The sequence below is a fragment of the Pukyongia salina genome (assembly GCF_002966125.1).
GTDB classification, from domain to species: Bacteria; Bacteroidota; Bacteroidia; order Flavobacteriales; family Flavobacteriaceae; genus Pukyongia; species Pukyongia salina.
Genome location: NZ_CP027062.1, coordinates 2426915 through 2447650, shown reverse-complemented (window position 1 = coordinate 2447650; position 20736 = coordinate 2426915). Strand labels below are relative to the sequence as shown.

Here is a 20736-nt window from a genome sequence, read left to right as displayed (position 1 = left end):
CATGAAGAAACTATTGAAACCGGCCTGTATAGGGTTTTATATCTTAATGTTGCTAAGCTTCTTTGTTTTAGGATTGTTCTTTGCCGGTGCCATCGATGCCGGAAAGAACCAAGGGCTGGCCGGAGGTGCCATCGTTCTTGGATATGGTGTACTCTTTGGCGGGATCGCCTTCGTGGCTTCCTTCTTTATTGCATATTACCTCAACGTTAAGATCATTAAGATAATTAACTGGGTGCTGCTCGTTCTTTTACTTACTACCTGGAGTATAAAATTCTACGAATTCCGACAACGGGATAAACTTCGTGAAGAGAAAAATAAAGAAATAGAACAACGTTCTAAAACGCCTACGAAAGTAGCGCCTTCGGCTATGTTGCGATTTCCTGGAAAGAAACGAACAATACAAGTAGAAGGTGAATCCCTTAGTGAAGTTTCCGGGATGGGATTTTTTACTCCAAACTATTATGAAAATCCCAGCTTGTATTTTTATGGTAACCTGAACCTGGAGAAGTCACTTATGGATCATACACCCTATGACAGCATTACCTTTAAACGCAACAAATATAACCAGTACGAGATCGCCACCGCCCCACCCTGGCTGGTCCCCGATCATCTGAAGCTAGATTACGACATGCTTTATTTCAGGATCGTAAGTGTGACAGAAGAATTTGTTGAAGTATTGGTAAACACCCAAAACGGCCAAACTTCCTGGGTGGCAAAACGGGCCGGAAATGTGGTCTTATGGCCGGATTTTCTATTAAGGGTTCATTCGGTGGAATTTATACCCGATAAGGGTGGAAAAGTACGAAGCAGGGATTTCGAAGCGTCGGGAGAGGTAAACACACCGTATTCGTTTATGAAGCCATTGAGAATTAAATCCCAATGGATGGAAGTACTTCTTATAAACGACAATTACGAAAAGGTAGGTAAAGGTTGGATCCAATGGAAAAAAGACGATAAAATGCTGGTCATGTATAATTTGCTTAGCTAGTCGTATTCTTTTAAAATAAAAAATTTTAATTAGTTTGGGACGTTGTATATTTGCTGAACGACAACCCTAAGCTGCATGGCGAAGAAAAAAACTTCCACATCCAAAAAGAAGAAAACCCCTCGTAAAAAAATTTCATTTGCGCTCTCCAAGCAGCAAAAGATACTGTTGGGAAGCTTTTTGTTCTTCGTGGGATTAGCACTTATTTTTTCCTTTGTTTCGTATTTCTTCTCCTGGCAAACAGACCAAAGTATTGTAGGAATAATCGAAGAACGCGAACTGCAGGCCGAGAACTGGCTGAATAAATTTGGGAATAACGTTGCTCATTTTTTTGTGTATGACGGTTTTGGCATCGCTGCCTTTATCTTTGCTTTTTTGGTCACCCTTACCGGCATCTATTATTTTTTCGACTATGCCAAAAAACAACTCCTCCGTTTTTGGTTCTGGGGACTGCTGGTTATGCTGTGGATCTCCGTTTTCTTCGGATTTTTTGCCGGTACCAGGAACCTGTTTAGTGGAGTGATGGGTTATGAGATTAACGACTTTCTCCAGGATTACCTGGGGCTTATAGGCGCCATTCTTCTAATGACCTTTCTGGCTATCGTTTATCTGGTCATTCGGTTGAAGATGACTCCCGAAAAAGTTGGAGATGCTATCAAAAAAACAAAAAAGGATATCGTAGACGATTTTAATACCGATCCCGCTTCAGAAGAAAATTCAGAAAATCTTGCCCAACAAACCGATTACGAGAAACAGGTGATCGAAGAGGTGGTAAATATCGATGATACCGGTTCCATAGACCTTGAAACCATAGTAGACGAAGACAATCTCGAGGAACCTTTCTTAAAGACTGTGATTCAGAATGAAATAAAAGACTCGACAGACTCTGAAGTGGCCATGGAAATTGAAAAAGTGGCTGAAGAAGAAACGGTAGAAGAAAACATCAGCAAAAAACTTGTGGAGGATTTTGGAGAATTCGATCCCACGCTCGAGCTAAGCAATTATAAATTTCCAACCATAGACCTGTTGAAGGACTATACCGGGGGAAAAGGAATTACTATTAACCAGGAGGAACTGGAAGAGAATAAGAACCGGATCGTAAACACCCTGAACAACTACAAAATAGGGATCTCCAATATAAAAGCGACGGTTGGACCTACAGTTACACTTTACGAGATCGTTCCCGAAGCCGGTATTAGGATCTCCAAGATCAAGAATCTTGAGGACGATATAGCCCTTTCGCTATCAGCCCTGGGAATACGGATCATTGCGCCAATTCCGGGCCGTGGGACCATTGGGATCGAGGTTCCCAATAAAAAACCCCGTATAGTGAGCATGCGATCGGTTATTGCATCTCCTAAATTTCAGAATGCCGAAATGGAATTACCTTTGTCCCTCGGGAAGACCATTAGCAATGAAACCTTTGTAGTAGATCTGGCAAAAATGCCTCACCTGCTTATGGCCGGGGCTACAGGCCAGGGGAAATCGGTTGGGCTTAACGCCATCCTTACCTCCCTACTCTATAAAAAACATCCTGCTGAAGTGAAATTTGTGCTGGTGGATCCCAAAAAGGTGGAACTTACGCTGTTCAACAAAATTGAGCGTCACTACCTGGCGAAATTACCTAATACGGAAGAAGCTATTATTACCGACACAAATAAGGTGATCAACACGCTAAATTCACTGTGTATCGAGATGGATGAGCGCTACGATCTGCTGAAAGACGCATTATGCCGAAACATCAAAGAATACAATACCAAGTTCAAAAATCGAAAACTCAATCCTAACGACGGCCACAGGTTCCTGCCGTACATTGTGCTGGTGATCGACGAATTTGCAGACCTCATCATGACAGCCGGTAAGGAGGTTGAAACCCCTATTGCCAGGTTGGCTCAACTTGCCAGAGCGATTGGTATTCATCTCATCATCGCCACCCAGCGACCCTCGGTTAATGTGATCACGGGAATCATAAAAGCAAACTTCCCCGCGCGTATAGCGTTTCGTGTAACCAGCAAGATTGATTCACGTACAATCCTGGACAGTGCCGGTGCCGACCAGTTAATTGGTCGTGGTGATATGTTGTATACCCAGGGCAACGATCTCACCCGACTTCAGTGTGCGTTTGTGGATACTCCTGAAGTAGCAGATATAGTAGATTATATAGGTTCGCAAAAAGCCTATGCCAGTGCGCATATGCTGCCCGAATACGAAGGTGAAGAAGGTGGCACAAATCTTGATATTAGTGTGGACGAACGGGACCAGTTGTTCCGTGAAGCAGCAGAGGTGCTTGTGATAGCCCAGCAAGGATCGGCTTCCTTACTACAACGAAAACTGAAGTTAGGATACAACCGTGCCGGGCGTATAATCGATCAACTCGAAGCGGCGGGAATTGTTGGCCCGTTCGAAGGAAGTAAGGCCAGACAAGTTCTGGTACCAACAATAGATGCATTGAACCAATTATTGGAAAACGAAAGCAATAACCTATAACATGAAAAAGTTAGCCTTATTATTAGTAGCCCTGATCAGCTTGTCATCCACCCTGGCACAGAATCCAAAAAGCCTGCTGGGTGAAGTTTCGGCAAAGGTGAAAAGCTATGAAAATATTCAGATCGATTTTAAGTACAACCTTAACAACGCCAAGGAAAATGTAAACCAGGATACCCGTGGCGATGTAACCTTACAGGGAAATAAGTATGTATTGAACATGCTGGGTATTACCCGTATGTTCGACGGAAAAACGATCTATACTATTGTTCCGGAAGATGAAGAGGTAACTATTTCGGCTTACGATGCTGCCGAAGATAAGGAGATCACCCCCTCTAAGATGTTGACCTTTTACGAAAAGGGATACACCTACAAGATGGATATTACCCAGAATGTAAAAGGCAGAAAGATTCAGTATGTAAAGCTCATCCCAATCGATACGAGAGCGGAGATCAAAGATATTTTACTGGGGATCGATGTGCAGACCAAGCATATTTACAAATTGATTCAGACGGATAACAAAGGAACCAAATACACTATTACGGTTAATTCTTTTAAAACCAACCAACCGTTGTCCAAAACTCTTTTTACCTTTGATGAAGCTAAGTACAAAAGGGACGGATATTATATCAATAAGCTGGATTAACAACCATTGAAAATACTGGATCGTTACATATTGATCTCATTCCTGAAGACGTTTTTTAGCGTCTTCATTATTTTAATGTTCATTTTTGTACTGCAGACCATCTGGTTATATATCTCCGAATTAGCCGGGAAAGACCTTGATGTCTGGGTGGTATTGAAATTCCTGTGGTACGTTTCTCCACGTCTTATTCCGCTGGTATTGCCACTAACGATCCTGGTCACTTCCCTAATGGTTTTTGGGAATTTTTCTGAAAAGTATGAATTCGCGGCAATGAAATCTACAGGGATCTCTTTGCAGCGCGCCATGCGAAGCCTCACGATCTTTATACTCATCCTTGCCGGAACAGCCTTCCTGTTTGCCAATAATGTGATCCCTTATTCTGAATATAAGTGGCAGAACCTTAGAAGAAACATCGCCCAGGTTAGTCCGTCCATGGTAATAGCCGAAGGACAGTTTAGCCAGATTGGAGACGATTTTAATATCAAAGTAGCCGAGAAAAGCGGGGATCGCGACCAGTACTTAAAGAATATAGTGATCCACAAGAAAAACCCTTCAAGGCCAAATGGAAACTATACCGTAATTATCGCAGATAATGGCGAGTTGGCCAGTGCCAAGGGTAGCAACACCCTATCGTTGATATTAAATGAAGGCTATTATTTTGATGAAGTTCAGACCAAAGATCCCGAAAAACAACAAAAGGAGCCCTTTGTAAAAAGTTATTTTGAGCAATATGTGATCAATATCGACCTAACCGAATTCAATGATACAGATGTAGACAAAGAGAACGACGTAAGCAACCACAATATGTACAAGATGTCCGAGCTGTTCGTGGAGATCGACTCTCTCTCTATTGGTTATACCAACGACATTAAAACCTTTGCAGATAATATGTACTACCGTAGCGGACTTTCAAAGTTCAAGGATCCAAAAGTACAGGATGTGGAAGGCACAGATACCATAGGCCAGGTTCTGGAGGTTTACCAGGTGCCCATTCAGTTGAACATTTTGAACATGGCTCTTAACAACGTAAGAGGGACCATCCAGTCGATAAACTCTAAAAAGATCGAATTCCAAATTAAGACCAAGCAGCTCAATAAACACGAGATCGCTCTTCATGAGAAATACGTACTCGCAATTGCCTGCATCATACTCTTCTTTGTAGGTGCTCCCCTGGGTGCTATAATCCGTAAAGGTGGAATGGGACTTCCCATGGTGGTGGCAGTATTGCTCTTCCTAACCTATCATTTCATCGGGATATTTGCGAAGAACAGTGCAGAAGACGGGACAATGCATCCTTTTATCGCATCCTGGATTAGTACAGCTATCATGCTCCCCCTTGGGGTATGGCTTACTTACAGGGCGACGACAGATCAAGGCATCTTCGATATCGATTCCTTTCTTCATCGATTTAGAAAATCGCCAGCCGCCGAAGTGGAAGTTGTGTACGAGAACCTCAATAAAGAGATCGCGATAACCAAAGAGGAAGAAGAATCCTTGGAAGGCCTAACGGTAGCCCAGCTTAAAGACGCTGTAAAGAACTCTAAGCAATATGGCTATACAAGTGATTTCAGGATCGCTGCCTTGCGAAAACTAGCCGAGCACGGGTTTACCCAAGAGCATTTACACGTTTCGGGAGATTTGTATAATAAAGACCTTATCGAAGCGGAAAAACTGGTTAGCCGATTCAGGAAACTATCTGTATATACCTTTATTTGTTTTGCGCTTTATTTGGTAATACCAATTGTCACCACGGCAATGGAGACTAAAGATGAAACCATAACTGTTATACTTTCGGTGATCGGGCTGATTAATATCGTGCTTTTCTATGTCTTCCTATTCAAGACCCATAATACCGTGAATAACCTAAGTAGGATCACCAAAGACCAAACGATTAATTCGGCAGTAATCTTAGTGGGATTCCCGCTATATATCTTTTTGTATTTCTACTATAAGAGACACATACAACGAAGCTTGAAAAATATTCGTTAATAGTGATATAGGGAAGACTAATACTGTGGGCTGGTTTTATTTCTTAGCCTTTCAGTATCTTTGTACCGTTAATAAATAAAACATGATCACTACGGAAAAGACCAGCACCATAAAACTAAACACCATTGAAGAAGCCATAGAGGATATACGAGATGGAAAGATCATCATTGTGGTAGACGATGAGAATCGAGAAAATGAAGGAGATTTTATCGCCGCTGCCGAAATGGTAACTCCGGAGATGATCAATTTCATGGCCAGACATGGGCGCGGACTTATCTGCGCACCTCTTACCGAAGAACGCTGTAAGGAGCTGGATCTTACCATGATGGTTGAGAACAATACTGTATTACATCATACTCAATTTACTGTATCGGTAGATCTTATAGGACATGGCTGTACAACAGGTATCTCGGTTCATGACCGGGCCAAGACCATGAAAGCCCTGGTTGATGAAGATACAAAACCCAGTGACCTTGGTAGGCCAGGACATATATTCCCACTTCGCGCCAAAGAAGGAGGTGTATTGAGAAGAACAGGGCACACAGAAGCGGCTATAGATTTCGCGAGACTGGCGGGATTAAAACCAGCTGGAATATTGGTGGAGATCCTTAATGAAGACGGAACAATGGCACGATTGCCACAACTGGTAGAAGTAGCGAAGAAATTCGACCTTAAATTGGTTTCTATAGAAGATCTTGTAGCCTACAGGATGGAGCACGATTCCCTGATCGACAAAAAAGAAGATTTTGAGATCAATACCAACTTCGGCAAATACAGGCTAAGAGCTTATCAGCAAACTACCAATAATCAAATCCACATCGCCCTGACAAAAGGAGAATGGCAGGAAAATGAACCCGTTTTAGTACGAGTTAATTCTACGCTGGTTAATAATGACATATTGGGTACGCTAACCAATAATGCAGATAAGAAACTGGACGATATGTTCAAGGTGGTTAATGATGAAGGAAAAGGAGCCATTGTTTTTATCAATCAGCAGTCCCAGTCGTTAAACCTTTTAAAACGTTTAGCGCAGCTACGTGAAGCTCAAGTTGACAACGAGATCGCCAAAGCGCCAAGAATAGAGATGGATAGCAAAGATTTTGGTATAGGGGCACAGATCCTTCACGACCTGGGTATTCATAAAATAAGGCTCATCTCTAATAGTCAGCAATCAAAACGAGTAGGAATGATAGGATATGGCCTGGAGATTGTAGATTACGTGGCGTATTAGATCACCTGCTCCAGTGCTGCCTTCATATTAGCAGCACGTTGTTTCACTTCTTCCTCGGTCCAGCCAACTTTTACCAGGCAGGAAATGGTTCTGCCCATCCAGTGATCGCTTTTAGAGAAATCGGTGTTATTAAGATCCTGCATCTGAGTTTTTATTTCTGAAGGTAATCTGCCTAGAGACTTCAGGTTACGCAGATGCTCCCATCCGTTTATATAATGCCAATTATTGGTATACCAGTAGAAGCTGCCATCTACGCCTGCCTCAAGCAATGCAGCATGAGCTTTTTTGGCTTTTTCTTCCGAAGGCATAAAGAAATTCAGAAAAGAATAATTTTCTACCCCGGTTTCGGGAACTCGCCTAAAGCTTACACCCGGAATTCCGGCTATAGCATTACGCATTAGGGTGTAATTTGTCTTCTGAATATCTAGAATAGTATCCATCTTCGCTAGCTGAGCGATACCCACGGCTGCATTGAGTTCGGAAATTCTGAAATTATAGCCCAAGGTGGGATGAGTTTCGGCTCCCCTATCGTTACCAACATGATCATGGCCGTGATCCTGGTACTGGTCTGCGTGGATCATATACTGTTCAAAATTACTAATTACCGCTCCTCCTTCACCGCAGGTAATGGTCTTAACGAAATCGAAAGAAAAGCATCCCAGGTCGCCATAGCTACCGAGAGGTTTCCCGTCGTATGTACCACCTAATGCCTGACAGGCATCTTCCAACAAGATAAGATTGTATTTATCGCAAATAGATTTCAGGGCTTTAAGATCTGCCATGGATCCACACATATGAACAGGCATGATACAACGAGTTCGAGGAGTTATGGCAGCCTCGACTGCCACGGGATCCAGGGTTAGGGTGTCGTCTATATCCACCAGGACAGGAACGGCGCCCAACATCATGATGGATTCGAAACTTGCCACAAAGGTGAATGTAGGCATGATCACCTCATCCCCTGCCCCTATTCCGGCCGAGGCCAGGGCTACTGTGAGTGCTGCTGTGCCGCTGGAGACAAGCTGACAATGATTTACCTGCATACGTTTGGCAAATGCCGCCTCAAATTCCTTAGCTTTCCAATGATTGTTTCGCATTCCGTCGAATCCGTATCGCATGAGGATACCGGTTTCTAATACGTCGTTCACTTGTTTACGCTCTTCGGCGCCAAAAACTTCAAATCCGGGCATATTGCTAAAAAATTAGGTCACTTAATAGATAAGCGGCAAAGATAAGGGTTGCGTACAAATATTTGATAGAGATGTACTATTTGATAAAATAGGTAACGATATATAGACTAAAGTTCGATCACTACATCTTTTACCCCACGTCTCACCTTTTTAAAATCGGCGAACATATCATCCTCAGCACGATAACCTACAGGCAAGACCAGCACAGAGCGAAGGCCTAGTTTGTGTAATTCCAGAAGTTCGTCATACTTTTCCGGTTCGAAACCTTCCATAGGACAGGCGTCGATACCTTCCAGAGCGCAAACGGTAAGTAAATTACCCATGGCGAGGTAGGCTTGTTTGGTCATCCATAGGTCGATCTCCTCGGGTTTCATTTCAGAAAAAGAAGCAACAAGAAAGTCTTCGAAGGGATCAAGAATCTTTCTCGGTGTATTGCGTATTTCCTCTACCCTACTAAAATGTGCTTCTATATATTTTGAAGTCACGGTTTGTTCTGTACAAATAATGAGAACATGAGAAGCGTCCTTTACCTGTAGTTGATCCATACTAATGGGTACAAGTTGCTCCTTTATGGTAGGATCTGTGAGGACTAATAATCGAAGCGGCTGGAGTCCGTAGGATGTAGCAGTGAGATTAAATGCCTCTTTTAGAATTTCCAATTTTGCTTCGGAAAGAATTTTATTGGGATCGAATTTCTTAGTTGCGTATCGCCATCGAAGTTTAGATATAATTTCTGAATTCATGATCTCTAGGATATAGTACAAAAGTACGTTTCATATCCCGATTAAATGAAAAGGTGTAATTACAAATAACTATATCGCAAAAAGTAAAGGTTATTCTTAGGCGTAGAATCTGCGGAATATAAAAAGATAAGGGAGAAGATCGATTAGTGTAAATCTTTCAAAATAGTTTTTTCAGAATAAAAAAGCATAGTATATTTGCAACCGCATTGGAGAAATGGCAGAGTGGTCGAATGCGGCAGTCTTGAAAACTGTTGAGGGTCACACCTCCGGGGGTTCGAATCCCTCTTTCTCCGCTTAGAGCAAAGCTCAATTTCTGAAAAGAAATTGGGCTTTTGTTTTTTTGGAACGGTGAAAGGCGTAGGCTTTCATAAGTGAAGAAAAAGCAAAAGCATTAATGCTGCGTAAGCAGCAGGGAGCTTTATTGTAAGGTGTGGAGGACCAGGGATATGTAATCCCTCTTTCTCCGCTTAGAGCAAAGCTCAATTTCTGAAAAGAAATTGGGCTTTTGTTTTTTTGGAACGGTGAAAGGCGCAGGCTTTCATAAGTGAATAAAAAGCATAAGCATTAATGCTGCGAAAGCAGCAGGGAGCTTTATTGTAAGGTGTGGAGACCGTAGGGATATGTAATCCCTCTTTCTCCGCTTAGAGCAAAGCTCAATTTCTGAAAAGAAATTGGGCTTTTGTTTGTTAGAATGTTGAAAGGCGCAGGCTTTCATAAGTGAAGAAAAAGCAAAAGCATTAATGCTGCGTAAGCAGCAGGGAGCTTTATTGTAAGGTGTGGAGGACCAGGGATATGTAATCCCTCTTTCTCCGCTACTATCTCCGTTATCTGTTGATATAAGCGGGTTTGTTTTCTTAGTTGACATAATAGCTGACAATAGTCCGCAATATAATTTGAATTAACTCCATTCCATTCTCTGTAATCGAACTGCATTTAATATTGCCAATAGTGCTACACCTACATCTGCAAAAACAGCTTCCCACATTGTAGCCAAGCCACCTGCTCCTAAAATCAATACAATAACTTTTACACCAAAAGCCAAAATAATGTTCTGCCAAACAATTTTTCGGGTGGAGCGACTTATTTTAATGGCTCTAACCACTTTTGAAGGTTGGTCTGTTTGAATTATAACATCAGCTGTTTCTATAGCAACATCACTACCTAAACCACCCATTGCGATACCCACATCACTTGCAGCTAAAACGGGCGCATCATTAATACCATCACCTATGAAAGCAATTTTATTTGTTGGATTTTTCTTTAAAATTTCAACTTCATTTAATTTATCCTCTGGTAACAAGCCGCCTTTTGCGTTTTCTATATTTAATTCAGAGGCTACTTTTTGAGTAATTGAATCTTTATCCCCAGAAAGCATCATTATATTTTTGACACCTATTTTATGCAATGCTGTAATCGTTTCTTGTGCATCTTCCTTTAATTCATCAGCAATTACTACAAAACCAGCGAACTTATTATCGATGCTTACTAAAACAATCGATTCTACAATTGTATCCGTTTCATCTAAAACGCTAATGTTATTAGCTGTCATAAGGGCTTTATTACCAACTAATACGGTCTTGCCATTCACGATACCTTTTAAGCCTTTACCTGCGATTTCAGAAACTTCTTCTGCTTTAAATCCTTTAAGATCTTGCTTGTATTCCAATATGGCTTTTGCAATGGGATGTATTGACTGTTCTTCCATAGCCATTAGGTACTTCATAAATTCGGATTCTTCTAAATCTATGACTTTGATTTCTTTGATTTTGAAAACTCCTTTGGTAACCGTTCCTGTCTTATCCATAACCAAAGTATTTACCTTGGTCATTGCATCTAGAAATGAAGCGCCTTTAAACAAAATACCATTCTTTGAAGCTGCTCCTAATCCTCCGAAGTAACCTAATGGTATTGAAATAACTAGGGCACAAGGACAAGAGATTACCAGAAAAATTAAAGCTCTGTATAACCAATCTTTAAAGACATAATCATGAACAAAAAAATAGGGAATGAACGTAACACCAATTGCTAAAAACACTACAATGGGTGTGTAAATTCGTGCGAATTGCCTGATGAACAATTCTGTCTTCGATTTACGAGCTACGGCATTCTGAACCATATCCAGAATTCTGGCAATGGAACTATCCTTAAATTCTTTGGTGGTTTCGATTTCTATTACGCCATCCAAATTAATACTACCAGCAAATAATTTTTCGCCATTTACCAAGGTATTGGGTTTACTTTCGCCTGTTAATGCAGCTGTATTAAATGAGCCTTTTTCGGAAAGAAGAATACCGTCCAAAGGAATTTTTTCTCCCACACGTACTTGTATTTTTTCGCCAATTTTAACCGTTTCTGGACTTACAGATATATAATCATTGTTTCGAAATACCAGAGCTTCATTTGGTCTTACGTCAAGTAAGGCTTTTATATTTCCTTTTGCTCTGTTTACTGCTGCGTTTTGAAATAATTCACCAACTGCGTAAAATAACATTACCGCAACACCTTCAGGATACTCACCAATTATAAATGCACCAATAGTAGCAATGGACATTAAAAAGAACTCTGTAAATACATCGCCTTTATTAATACTTACCCAGCCTTCCTTTACAACAGGAAGTCCAACTGGCAAATAAGCAATGCCATAATAAATGACTCTAATCCAATCCTTGAAAAAACTAACTTCAAAATAATCTAACCCAATACCAATAATTAGCATTGTAAAACTTATGATGGCTGGAATGTAGGCTTTAAATTTATTTGAATTGTTACTATGATTGTGGCTATCATCATGTCCATGCTCTTTTCCCGAATTTGGCTTTAAATCTCTTAAATTGACTTTCTTTTTCTTCATAATAAATTTTATACCATCCAAAGATCCAACAATAAGCTGTGCAATGGAAGTGCATTATTAACCGCTACATTTATCGCAAATACCTTTTACTACCAAGTTCACATTCTCAGAAACGAATCCTTCCGGCACTTTTATTTGAGGGATTTTATGCTCTGTTAAGCAAATGGTCTCGCTACAATTAGTGCAATGGAAATGGAGGTGTAAATCAGTTTCAATTTCACAATTGCAACTCTCTTCACATAATGCATATTTGGTAACTCCTGTGCCATCATCTATTTGATGAACGATTCCTTTATCTTCAAAAGTTTTGATCGTTCTATATAAGGTAGTTCTATCTGCTTTTTCAAACGCATTTTCAATATCACTCAATGTTACTGCAGTTTCTTTTTCAGCAAGAAACTTGTATATCAACAAGCGCATTGCGGTAACACGTATAACTTTTGACTCTAATAATTGTTCGATTGTTTCCATAATTAATCGTGGTCTCCGTTTCCGAAAGGTTTGATAATAAGTCCTACACTAAATATAAAGCCATCTGTAGGAGCATAAATCTCTGGAAATACAGGATTCTCGTGTGGTGGTAAAACCAAAGGTGAAAACCTGCTTTGTCTTCTATCTGTAAAATTTTCAAAGTTCACAAATACACTACCTAATTTAAAGTTACGCATAACCAACAAACCCATAGTTACAAAGTCTGTCGTTTCGGTTCCATTGGATAAAAATTGTTTTCCTGTATAATAGGTTTCATAACCAATTCGCCATTTGTCCGATTCGTACATTAAAACGCTACCTGCGTTATGCTTCGCTGTTAATGGTTTTTGAGGATTACCAGGTAAATAATTTAGTTTGGTATCAATAAGGGCATAGTTTAAAAACCATCTAAAGTCTCTATATGTAAATTTTATATTTGTCTCTGCTCCTTTACTAAAGATTTCATCTGGTGCATTTTCAAACTGAAATAATTCGTTATCTGTTGAATTTAAAAGCAATCCATCATTAATAGCAGTAACATAGAATAATTGATTCACAGAAAAACCAATCTCATCAGATAAACGGATTTGATAATTTACATCGAAATTAACACCATAAGAACGTTCTGCATCTACTGTAGATTTATCTATTGCAAGTACATTTTCAAAATTGATGTACTCAGCTTCTTCAGTAAAAATATCCGGAATCTTATACCCTAAACCTCCACCAATTCTACTTGAAAATCCACTACTATTTTTATATAGTAATGAAATTCTTGGTAGAGGAAAGAAACCGAAATCGTTATTATAATCTGCTCTTAGCCCTGTTTCTAATATCCAATTATCTGAAATATCGTAGATATTATTTGCAAAAGCACCGAAGGTTACGTCTTTTTGGTCACGTTGTAGTGGTGCATTATCATTTTCATCAAAGTTTGATGTATATAGATTAGCTCCAATTATCCAATCTGTTTTTTCCGATGCTTTATTATATGTAATTTCAGTAAAAGTGTTTGTTTGCTGACCATCAAAATTAAAATCTGGAACATTTAAATCCCTATCAAAAAAAGAGACACTATTTTTAAATTCTAATGAGCTAACAGAATCTAATTGAGTTTGATACACCAATTGACTACTTATGCGTTTTGAAATGTTTTCTTCAGTATATTGATGAATACCATCTTCCCCACTTTCAATTTTGGTAATATCTCCACCGATTCTATCATCATACGTTCCGTTTAATCCAAACCAAACTGTAGTATCCTCAGATGGATAATAAAACAGTTTAGGATTGAAAGAAATTGATGTTGTTTTTGGTAGATTACTAAAGCCATCATCTTCTGGGTCAAATGCTTTTTGATAGTGACCAGAGCCATAGAGTGAAACACCAAACTTTTCATTTCGTTCGCTGTAAAAGATATTAGCTGTACTTCCTAATGCATGGGTCTGCGTAAGCATGATGTCTAAAGCAGGTTCTTCATCAGGTGTTTTAGATACCATATTTACTAATCCTGCAATAGCACCTCCACCATACAATGTAGATGAACTTCCTTTTATTATTTCAAACTGATTAAGGTCTAAAGGTGGAATTTGTAGTATGCTTAATCCACTTGAAAAGCCTCCATACAGAGGAAATCCATCTCTCAATAACTGTGTATATCTTCCATCTAATCCTTGAATCCGAATATTCGTACTACCACTGCTTAATGAGGTTTGTTGCATTTGTATTCCGGTACTTTCACGAAGTACCATAGAAATATTAGAAGGATTCATTATTGCTTTTTCTCCTAATTCTTCTGCACCTATAAACTCAATCCGTGTTGGTATCCTTTTCACCGTTCTTGTACTTCTCGTGGACTGTAATACCACAGCATCTAATTGATTCCCACCTTCTTTAAGTTTAAACGTCAAATCTGTTTCGTCCGGGACTTGAATCGTTGTTTCTAATGTTTCAAATCCTAAAAATGAAATTATTATTTGATGTTGACCATTCGGTATTACCGTAAACTCTGCAATCCCATCGAAATTTGTTACTGCTCCTTTTTCTAATGCCTCAAAGTAAACCGTAGCACCAATTAAAGGCTCGTTTTCTGCCCCTGTAACCACTTTTATTTGAATATCGGATGTTTGTGCCTCTATTGATAGACAAAGTATTAAAATGAGCTTTATGCTCAATATGTATTTATTCATTGAAATAAAATTGTAATTAACTAAAAAATTGATCTAAAATCATATTGTTTTAGCTAGTTACTTGTGGCGGTTGCCAAATATTGGAATGAAAATCAAATCTATATATAGACTGATATGAAGAAAATATTTTCGTAGAAATTTTGTAATAGTCAATTAGGTCGAAAGTCGCCAAAGGTTCATAGGTAATAGACATACCACAACAATTACAAATGCAAGTTACGGGACAAGAATCGTCACTATCTTCTTGATGATTATGGTCTATGCTCAGCTCTTCCTGATGTTGATCTTCAATATTTTGACCATCAGAACAAGGTGTTGCAGACAAAGAAAATATTGTAATTGCCAATATGTAGCACAAAAATTTCATCTCTACAAAGCTATTAATTTATTAATGCAATGCCTGTGCAAATACTGAATATATTTAATATGTGACGGTATTAATATTATTTTCATAATTACCTGTAAATGTGATGGTGTTTTATATTTCGTTAGTATTTCATCCGTCAATGTTTTTACCTAATCAGAACTTTCAATCCTAAAATACTATTCGTTAAATAGTGATAATAGTTTTGAAGGTGTATTTTAAACTCGAATTGTTTAGGCGCATCAAAAACAAATCTATCAGAGAGGTCAGTTGCTTACCTCTTGTCATTCAAATGGTTTTGTCCTACTTTGTTAGTTTCATTAGCTACTTACGTAATTAGAGACGAGGTTTTGAATCACAATGGATTACAGTACTCAATAGTCATCATATTATGATTTCATGAAGGCTTTTATACCGGCCATATAATATTTACACGGGGCATGATTATCACCAAAAATTAATTATAAAAAAGCCCCGTAGTTTAAAATCTACAGGGCTTTCTACCATAATGGCCAGATTAGTAGATGATCTAATCACTCCGCCGATAATTTAAACCAATTAATTATCGTGATTTGAATGATCATTCTTATGCTCCACTTGCTTCAATCCCATGCCGCACACCGGACATTTTACATCTTTATCTGTGTAGGTTTTTTCACCTTCACATTTCATTGGGCATTGATACTCTACTTTCGCAATTTCTTGAGTCTTCGTATCTTCCTTTGTGTCATTTTTACAGGCAGTTAATGAAACTCCCATAAACGTAATGATCGCCAAACCTAAAATAATTTTTTTCATTGTTTCAATATTTAGTTAATTATTCGATTATTTGTTTTACTTCTCCGCAAGTCAACATTGCCTCTCCAAAGTAAGGATTTAAAATTTTCTTTTCCGTACTCAACCAATAAGCACCTTGGTTGTTATTTGCCATCGGACAATAAAGATTGTACACCTTCTCATTAATTCCGAACAATTGAATAGCATAAGAAAGTTGTGAGGACAATTCTTTAAAGTATTTCCTTTGAGACGATAAATTTGAAGTATTAATAATTGAATTCGATGCAGACTTTATTTTTCCCTCCAAAACCATCCAACGGTCATGTGCGGTACCATCTTTTAATAAATTCATGTCAACCTTGTCAATACTACTAAGAAGTTCCTTGGTATATAACTTAACCGCCTTAGAATCTTCTGAAATAAATGCATCCTTTAAGCCGATATAATCATCAAAAACACTCTTCAATTGCATTTGAAAATTAGATGAAACCTTTATTCTTTCATGTGTATTTAAATTTTCTGAATTGGAATTTGAAGTATTCATTCCAAGATGTCCTTCATGACCCGTCGATGTTTTCCCGCCTTCCTTGTTCATCATAGACTTTTTACCTTGTAATTGCGCAGCCGCATCGACAGTAAAAGCCCCATTGGTGACAATTTCTTCCCCGCTGAATAATCCTTCTTTTACTTCGTAATTTTCACCTACACTGTTTCCTAGCGATATTTCACGCATTTCAAAAACAGGTTCATTCTCATTTACCTTGACGTAAACCACAGATCTTTCACCGGTCCATAGTACGGCGGAAGATGGTATCGTAATAAGATTTTCTGCTTTGCCCGACCTCCCTTCTAATTGTCCTTCTACAAACATTCCTGGCTTGAACACATCTTTTTTGTTATCCAATACAGCCCGTAATTTTACTGTTCTGGTCTTACCGTCAAGAACTGGATCTATAAAAGATACCTTTGCTTTGTATTTCTCATTGGGATCGGCTTGGGTGGTAATCACGATTTCCTGACCCTGTTCAAAAAGGTTGATCTGACTCTCATACACGTCAAAACTAGCCCAAACAGTGTTTAAATTGGCAATCTTTAATAATGGTTGCCCCTGTTTTACAGACTCCCCTTCCTCAACCAACTTCTCTGAAACCGTTCCGGAAACCGTTGCATAAACAGGAAAATTTTCGCGAACCTTTCCGGATATCTCGATTTGATTTATTTGATTTTCGGATAACTTCCATAATTTAAGCTTGTTTCTCACCGCATTGTATAGCGCTGGTTGAGATTCTTTTAATGAAGCAGCTGTGATCAGTTCTTGTTGAGCAGCAATCAATTCCGGAGAATAAATAGTTGCCAACAGCTTCCCTTTACTAACCTCTTCTCCAGTATAATTAACGTAAAGCCGTTCAATTCTACCAGAAAAATAACTAACCTGTACAGCATTCTCTTCTTCATTTTCGACAATTTTTCCCGATAGTTTTATACTGTTTCCTCTCAAAGAACTCCCTTGTACAACAGTGGTTTGTATGTCTGCAAGAGCCAAAGCAGTTTCCGATAAACTGAATTGATTTACTGACAGGCTTTCACTACCCGTTTCAGCAGGAATTAAGTCCATCCCGCAAATGGGGCAATCACCCGGTTCAGACTGCATAATTTGAGGATGCATGGAGCAAGTCCACATTTGATTTGCTTCGGAAACCTCTGTATGATCATGGCTTGTAGATTCCTTCATTGACGAAGCACTACCAAACAATAACCACCCTAACAGCAGGCCAACTGCAAGTATACCTGCATAAGTAACTATTTTGTTATTTTTCATTTTCTAATCTTTTAATCATTTTTTTCATTTGTTCAATCTCCTTACGTTGGGCCTTAATTATATCGTCCGCCAGCTGTTTAACCTCAGGATCTTTGATATCTGCTCTTTCACTGGTTAAAATAGCGATAGAATGATGTGGAATCATAGCTTTCATCCATAGTATATCTCCAATAATAGGCGATTGTGATCGCACTAATCCCAAAGCACTTACAAATAATAAAGTACTTCCAGCTAGAATGGCAATATTCTTTCTCTTATTCGTATACATTTTTCGCATAAAAAGCCACATTATTACTGCCATAGTTGAAATACCTAAACATGTCATAAAAAAGCGGGTTAAGCTAAACCATACATGATCTATAGCGTAGGTGTTGAGATACATTGTAACGTACATAGCGATAAATGAACACGCTAGCATTAGAAAGAATGTCCTGTAATTTCCCTTGTTTGAATGATGGTTCGAATTTTTCATAATGTTTGGTTTTAGATTATATGTTAATGGTTCTTAATCGTAAGGCATTTCCTATTACCGAAACTGAACTAAAACTCATAGCCAATGCGGCAATCATTGGTGATAATAAAATTCCGAAGAACGGATATAAGACACCGGCTGCGATTGGAACCCCTAAAGTGTTATAAATAAGGGCAAAGAATAAATTTTGCTTTATATTTTTCATAACCGAATCACTTAAATTCCTTGCCTTCACAATGCCGTGCAAATCCCCTTTAACCAGTGTAATCATCGCACTATTTATAGCAACATCTGTCCCTGTTCCCATGGCAATTCCTACGTCACTTTTGGCCAATGCGGGAGCATCATTTATACCATCCCCGGCCATCGCCACAACCCTACCTTCACGTTGTAAATGTTCCACCTCTCTCAATTTAGCTTCGGGTAACATATTTGCCTTAAAGTTTGTCATGTTCAGTTCTTTAGCCACAGCCTGAGCCGTATGGTAATTATCACCTGTGAGCATAATTACGTTTATCCCTTTAGCCTGCAATAAGCCAATAGCCGAAGCACTGGTTTCCTTAATCTTATCACCAATGACCACAAAACCTACAACTCTTTTGTTTATAGCTAGAAATGAAACTGTTTTACCTTGTTTTTGATAGGTTTTTGCTTGAGCGATCATCTCAGTTTTAATTTCTGCATCTGCATGCTCCATCAACTTTTCATTGCCCAGAAATACTTTTTCCCCATTTATTATAGCATCAACTCCTTTTCCTGTAACAGCAGTGAATTCCTCAGCTTTTAAAATTTCGATCCTTCGTTCCTTACCATATTTTACAGTCGCTTCGGCCAAAGGATGTTCACTATGTGTATTGATTGATACAATATATTGCAATACCTCCTCTTTCGTAATTTCATCGCTAAAAGTACCTATGGCTTCTACCGTTGGTTTTCCTTCAGTTATAGTGCCTGTTTTATCAATAATGAGGGTATCTATTTTGTTCATTTTTTCGAGAGCTTCCGCATTTTTGATCAACACACCATTTTGAGCCCCTTTTCCTACCCCAACCATCACAGACATTGGGGTTGCTAGTCCTAATGCACATGGGCAGGCAATAATTAAAACGGCGATAGCATTTACCAACGCGAAAACATAAGAAGGTTCCGGACCCCAAATTGCCCATATTATAAAAGTTAGAATTGAAATTACCACTACAGCCGGAACAAAATAACCCGAAACTCTATCGGCTAAATTCTGAATAGGGGCACGACTTCTACTGGCATCATTTACCATGTGAATTATTTGAGACAGCAGAGTATCACTACCAACCTTCTCGGCCTTCATTAAAAAGGACTGATTTCCATTAATTGTCCCACTACTCACTTTATCGTTTACAGACTTATTTACCGGAATTGGCTCTCCTGTGATCATAGATTCGTCAATACTTGTAGTTCCCTCCATTATTACACCATCCACAGGGATCTTATCACCAGGTTTTACTTTTAGAATGTCATTTGGCTTTATGCTGTCAATTCCAACTTCTACTTCCTCCCCATCTATTATCTTACTGGCTTTATTTGGAGCAAGTTTCAATAATTCTTTTACAGCCGAATTTGTTTTGCTATGTGCGCGGGCTTCCAATAATTGCCCCAGCAATACCAGTGTAAGAATTACAGTTGCAGCCTCAAAATATACATGTACAGCTCCGCTGTGTGTTTTAAATTGGTCTGGAAACACCTCAGGGAATAGCATGCCTATTACACTGAAAATCCAGGCAACACCGGCTCCAATACCTATAAGCGTGAACATGTTAAGATTCCATGTTTTAATACTTCTGTACGCTCTCTCGAAAAACATCCAGGTAGCATAGAACACTACCGGAAGCGATAAGGCAAATTGTATCCAATTCCAGTATTTTTGTTCCGTGATCTCATACAAGGGATTATTTGGAATCATTTCACTCATCGCAATTAGAAAAATGGGTAGCGTGAAGAACGAGGCGATCCAAAACTTTTTTAGCAGCTTTTTATACGTCTTTTCTTCAGATGAGAGATCCGGTTGCTTTGGCACCAAATCCATACCACAGATGGGACACGATCCGGCATGATCCTGCACAACTTCAGGATGCATAGGGCATGTCCACTGTTGAACACTGCTACTGGAAAGGCTTTGCTCCTCAACCAAGTCCATTCCACAAACAGGGCAATCACCTGCTTTGTTATAAGTTTTATCCCCTTCACAATGCATAGGACAATAAAATGTACCTGTTCCCGCATCGACTAGTTTATTTGTTTTATTCGCACCTCCATCCTCTCGATGTTCGCGATGTGTATCAATACTATATCTGCCGCCTAGATCCTTTAAAGCGTTTTGAAATACTTCAATAGGAATATGCGAGTCCATTTCAATGGAGGCTTCACCTTTGGTTAGATCTACCGTTACTTTAGAAACACCATCAACCTGAGAAAGTGTTTCTTCTACATGATCTCGACATCCGCTGCAAGTCATTCCGTGTATGTAATACGTGTGTTTCATTTTTTAG

Annotated in this window: 15 protein-coding genes and 1 tRNA gene; 6 read left to right on the top strand and 10 right to left on the bottom strand. The window is 39.1% G+C overall.

Translation table 11 applies throughout. The features are described 5' to 3' along the window. Position 1: 1 nt before the first annotated feature. The 5 genes from C5O00_RS11110 (at position 2) to ribB (ending at position 7335) form a co-directional block, all read left to right on the top strand. Positions 2-988 carry a hypothetical protein gene (locus C5O00_RS11110; protein ID WP_105216919.1) on the top strand — a complete coding sequence of 329 codons (987 nt, stop codon included), beginning with the start codon at positions 2-4 and terminating at the stop codon, positions 986-988. 75 nt (positions 989-1063) lie between these two features. Then, entirely contained in the window at positions 1064-3472 is a 2409-nt protein-coding gene (locus tag C5O00_RS11105; RefSeq protein ID WP_105216918.1) for an FtsK/SpoIIIE family DNA translocase, read from the top strand. Position 3473: 1 nt separating this feature from the next. Then, positions 3474-4115, top strand: a complete 642-nt coding sequence (gene lolA1, locus C5O00_RS11100) for an outer membrane lipoprotein periplasmic chaperone LolA1 (protein ID WP_105216917.1) — start codon at positions 3474-3476, stop codon at positions 4113-4115. 75 nt (positions 4116-4190) lie between these two features. Next, positions 4191-6104: an LptF/LptG family permease gene (locus C5O00_RS11095; RefSeq protein WP_244592979.1), complete on the top strand. Its 1914-nt coding sequence runs from the start codon at positions 4191-4193 to the stop codon at positions 6102-6104. Between the two features lie 82 nt (positions 6105-6186). Next, positions 6187-7335: a 3,4-dihydroxy-2-butanone-4-phosphate synthase gene (gene ribB, locus C5O00_RS11090; protein WP_105216915.1), complete on the top strand. Its 1149-nt coding sequence runs from the start codon at positions 6187-6189 to the stop codon at positions 7333-7335. Here the strand turns inward: ribB and C5O00_RS11085 are convergent. Next, entirely contained in the window at positions 7332-8525 is a 1194-nt protein-coding gene (locus C5O00_RS11085) for a DegT/DnrJ/EryC1/StrS family aminotransferase (protein ID WP_105216914.1), read from the bottom strand. The two genes, ribB and C5O00_RS11085, sit on opposite strands and share 4 nt — an antisense overlap. A gap of 107 nt (positions 8526-8632) precedes the next feature. Then, positions 8633-9268: an NAD(P)H-dependent oxidoreductase gene (locus C5O00_RS11080; RefSeq protein WP_105216913.1), complete on the bottom strand. Its 636-nt coding sequence runs from the start codon at positions 9266-9268 to the stop codon at positions 8633-8635. Positions 9269-9476: 208 nt separating this feature from the next. Between C5O00_RS11080 and C5O00_RS11075 the strand changes: the two genes are divergently transcribed. Further along, positions 9477-9561, top strand: a tRNA-Ser gene (locus tag C5O00_RS11075). A 605-nt stretch (positions 9562-10166) separates the two neighbouring features. Here C5O00_RS11075 and C5O00_RS11065 read toward each other — a convergent pair. From C5O00_RS11065 to C5O00_RS11030, 8 genes are all read right to left on the bottom strand, one after another. Next, on the bottom strand, positions 10167-12119 hold the full coding sequence (locus tag C5O00_RS11065) for a heavy metal translocating P-type ATPase (RefSeq protein WP_105216911.1): 1953 nt from the start codon (positions 12117-12119) through the stop codon (positions 10167-10169). Between the two features lie 57 nt (positions 12120-12176). Then, a complete protein-coding gene (locus C5O00_RS11060) occupies positions 12177-12590 on the bottom strand; it encodes a Fur family transcriptional regulator (protein ID WP_105216910.1) in 414 nt (137 codons plus the stop codon). A gap of 2 nt (positions 12591-12592) precedes the next feature. After that, the gene (locus tag C5O00_RS11055; protein WP_105216909.1) at positions 12593-14779 is read right to left on the bottom strand and encodes a TonB-dependent receptor; all 2187 of its coding nucleotides are present in this window, start codon (positions 14777-14779) and stop codon (positions 12593-12595) included. Between the two features lie 49 nt (positions 14780-14828). Further along, the gene (locus tag C5O00_RS14700) at positions 14829-15146 is read right to left on the bottom strand and encodes a DUF6660 family protein (RefSeq protein ID WP_105216908.1); all 318 of its coding nucleotides are present in this window, start codon (positions 15144-15146) and stop codon (positions 14829-14831) included. A 555-nt stretch (positions 15147-15701) separates the two neighbouring features. Continuing rightward, positions 15702-15941 (bottom strand): heavy metal-binding domain-containing protein, encoded by a 240-nt coding sequence (locus tag C5O00_RS11045; protein WP_105216907.1) that lies wholly within the window; start codon positions 15939-15941, stop codon positions 15702-15704. Positions 15942-15960: 19 nt separating this feature from the next. Next, a complete protein-coding gene (locus tag C5O00_RS11040) occupies positions 15961-17739 on the bottom strand; it encodes an efflux RND transporter periplasmic adaptor subunit (RefSeq protein WP_105216906.1) in 1779 nt (592 codons plus the stop codon). Continuing rightward, positions 17729-18211, bottom strand: coding sequence for a DUF305 domain-containing protein (locus C5O00_RS11035; RefSeq protein WP_105216905.1), 483 nt, complete (start codon positions 18209-18211; stop codon positions 17729-17731). The genes C5O00_RS11040 and C5O00_RS11035 overlap by 11 nt, the downstream gene beginning before the upstream one ends. 16 nt (positions 18212-18227) lie before the next feature. Then, entirely contained in the window at positions 18228-20729 is a 2502-nt protein-coding gene (locus tag C5O00_RS11030; protein ID WP_105216904.1) for a heavy metal translocating P-type ATPase, read from the bottom strand. Between the last annotated feature and the right edge of the window lie 7 nt (positions 20730-20736).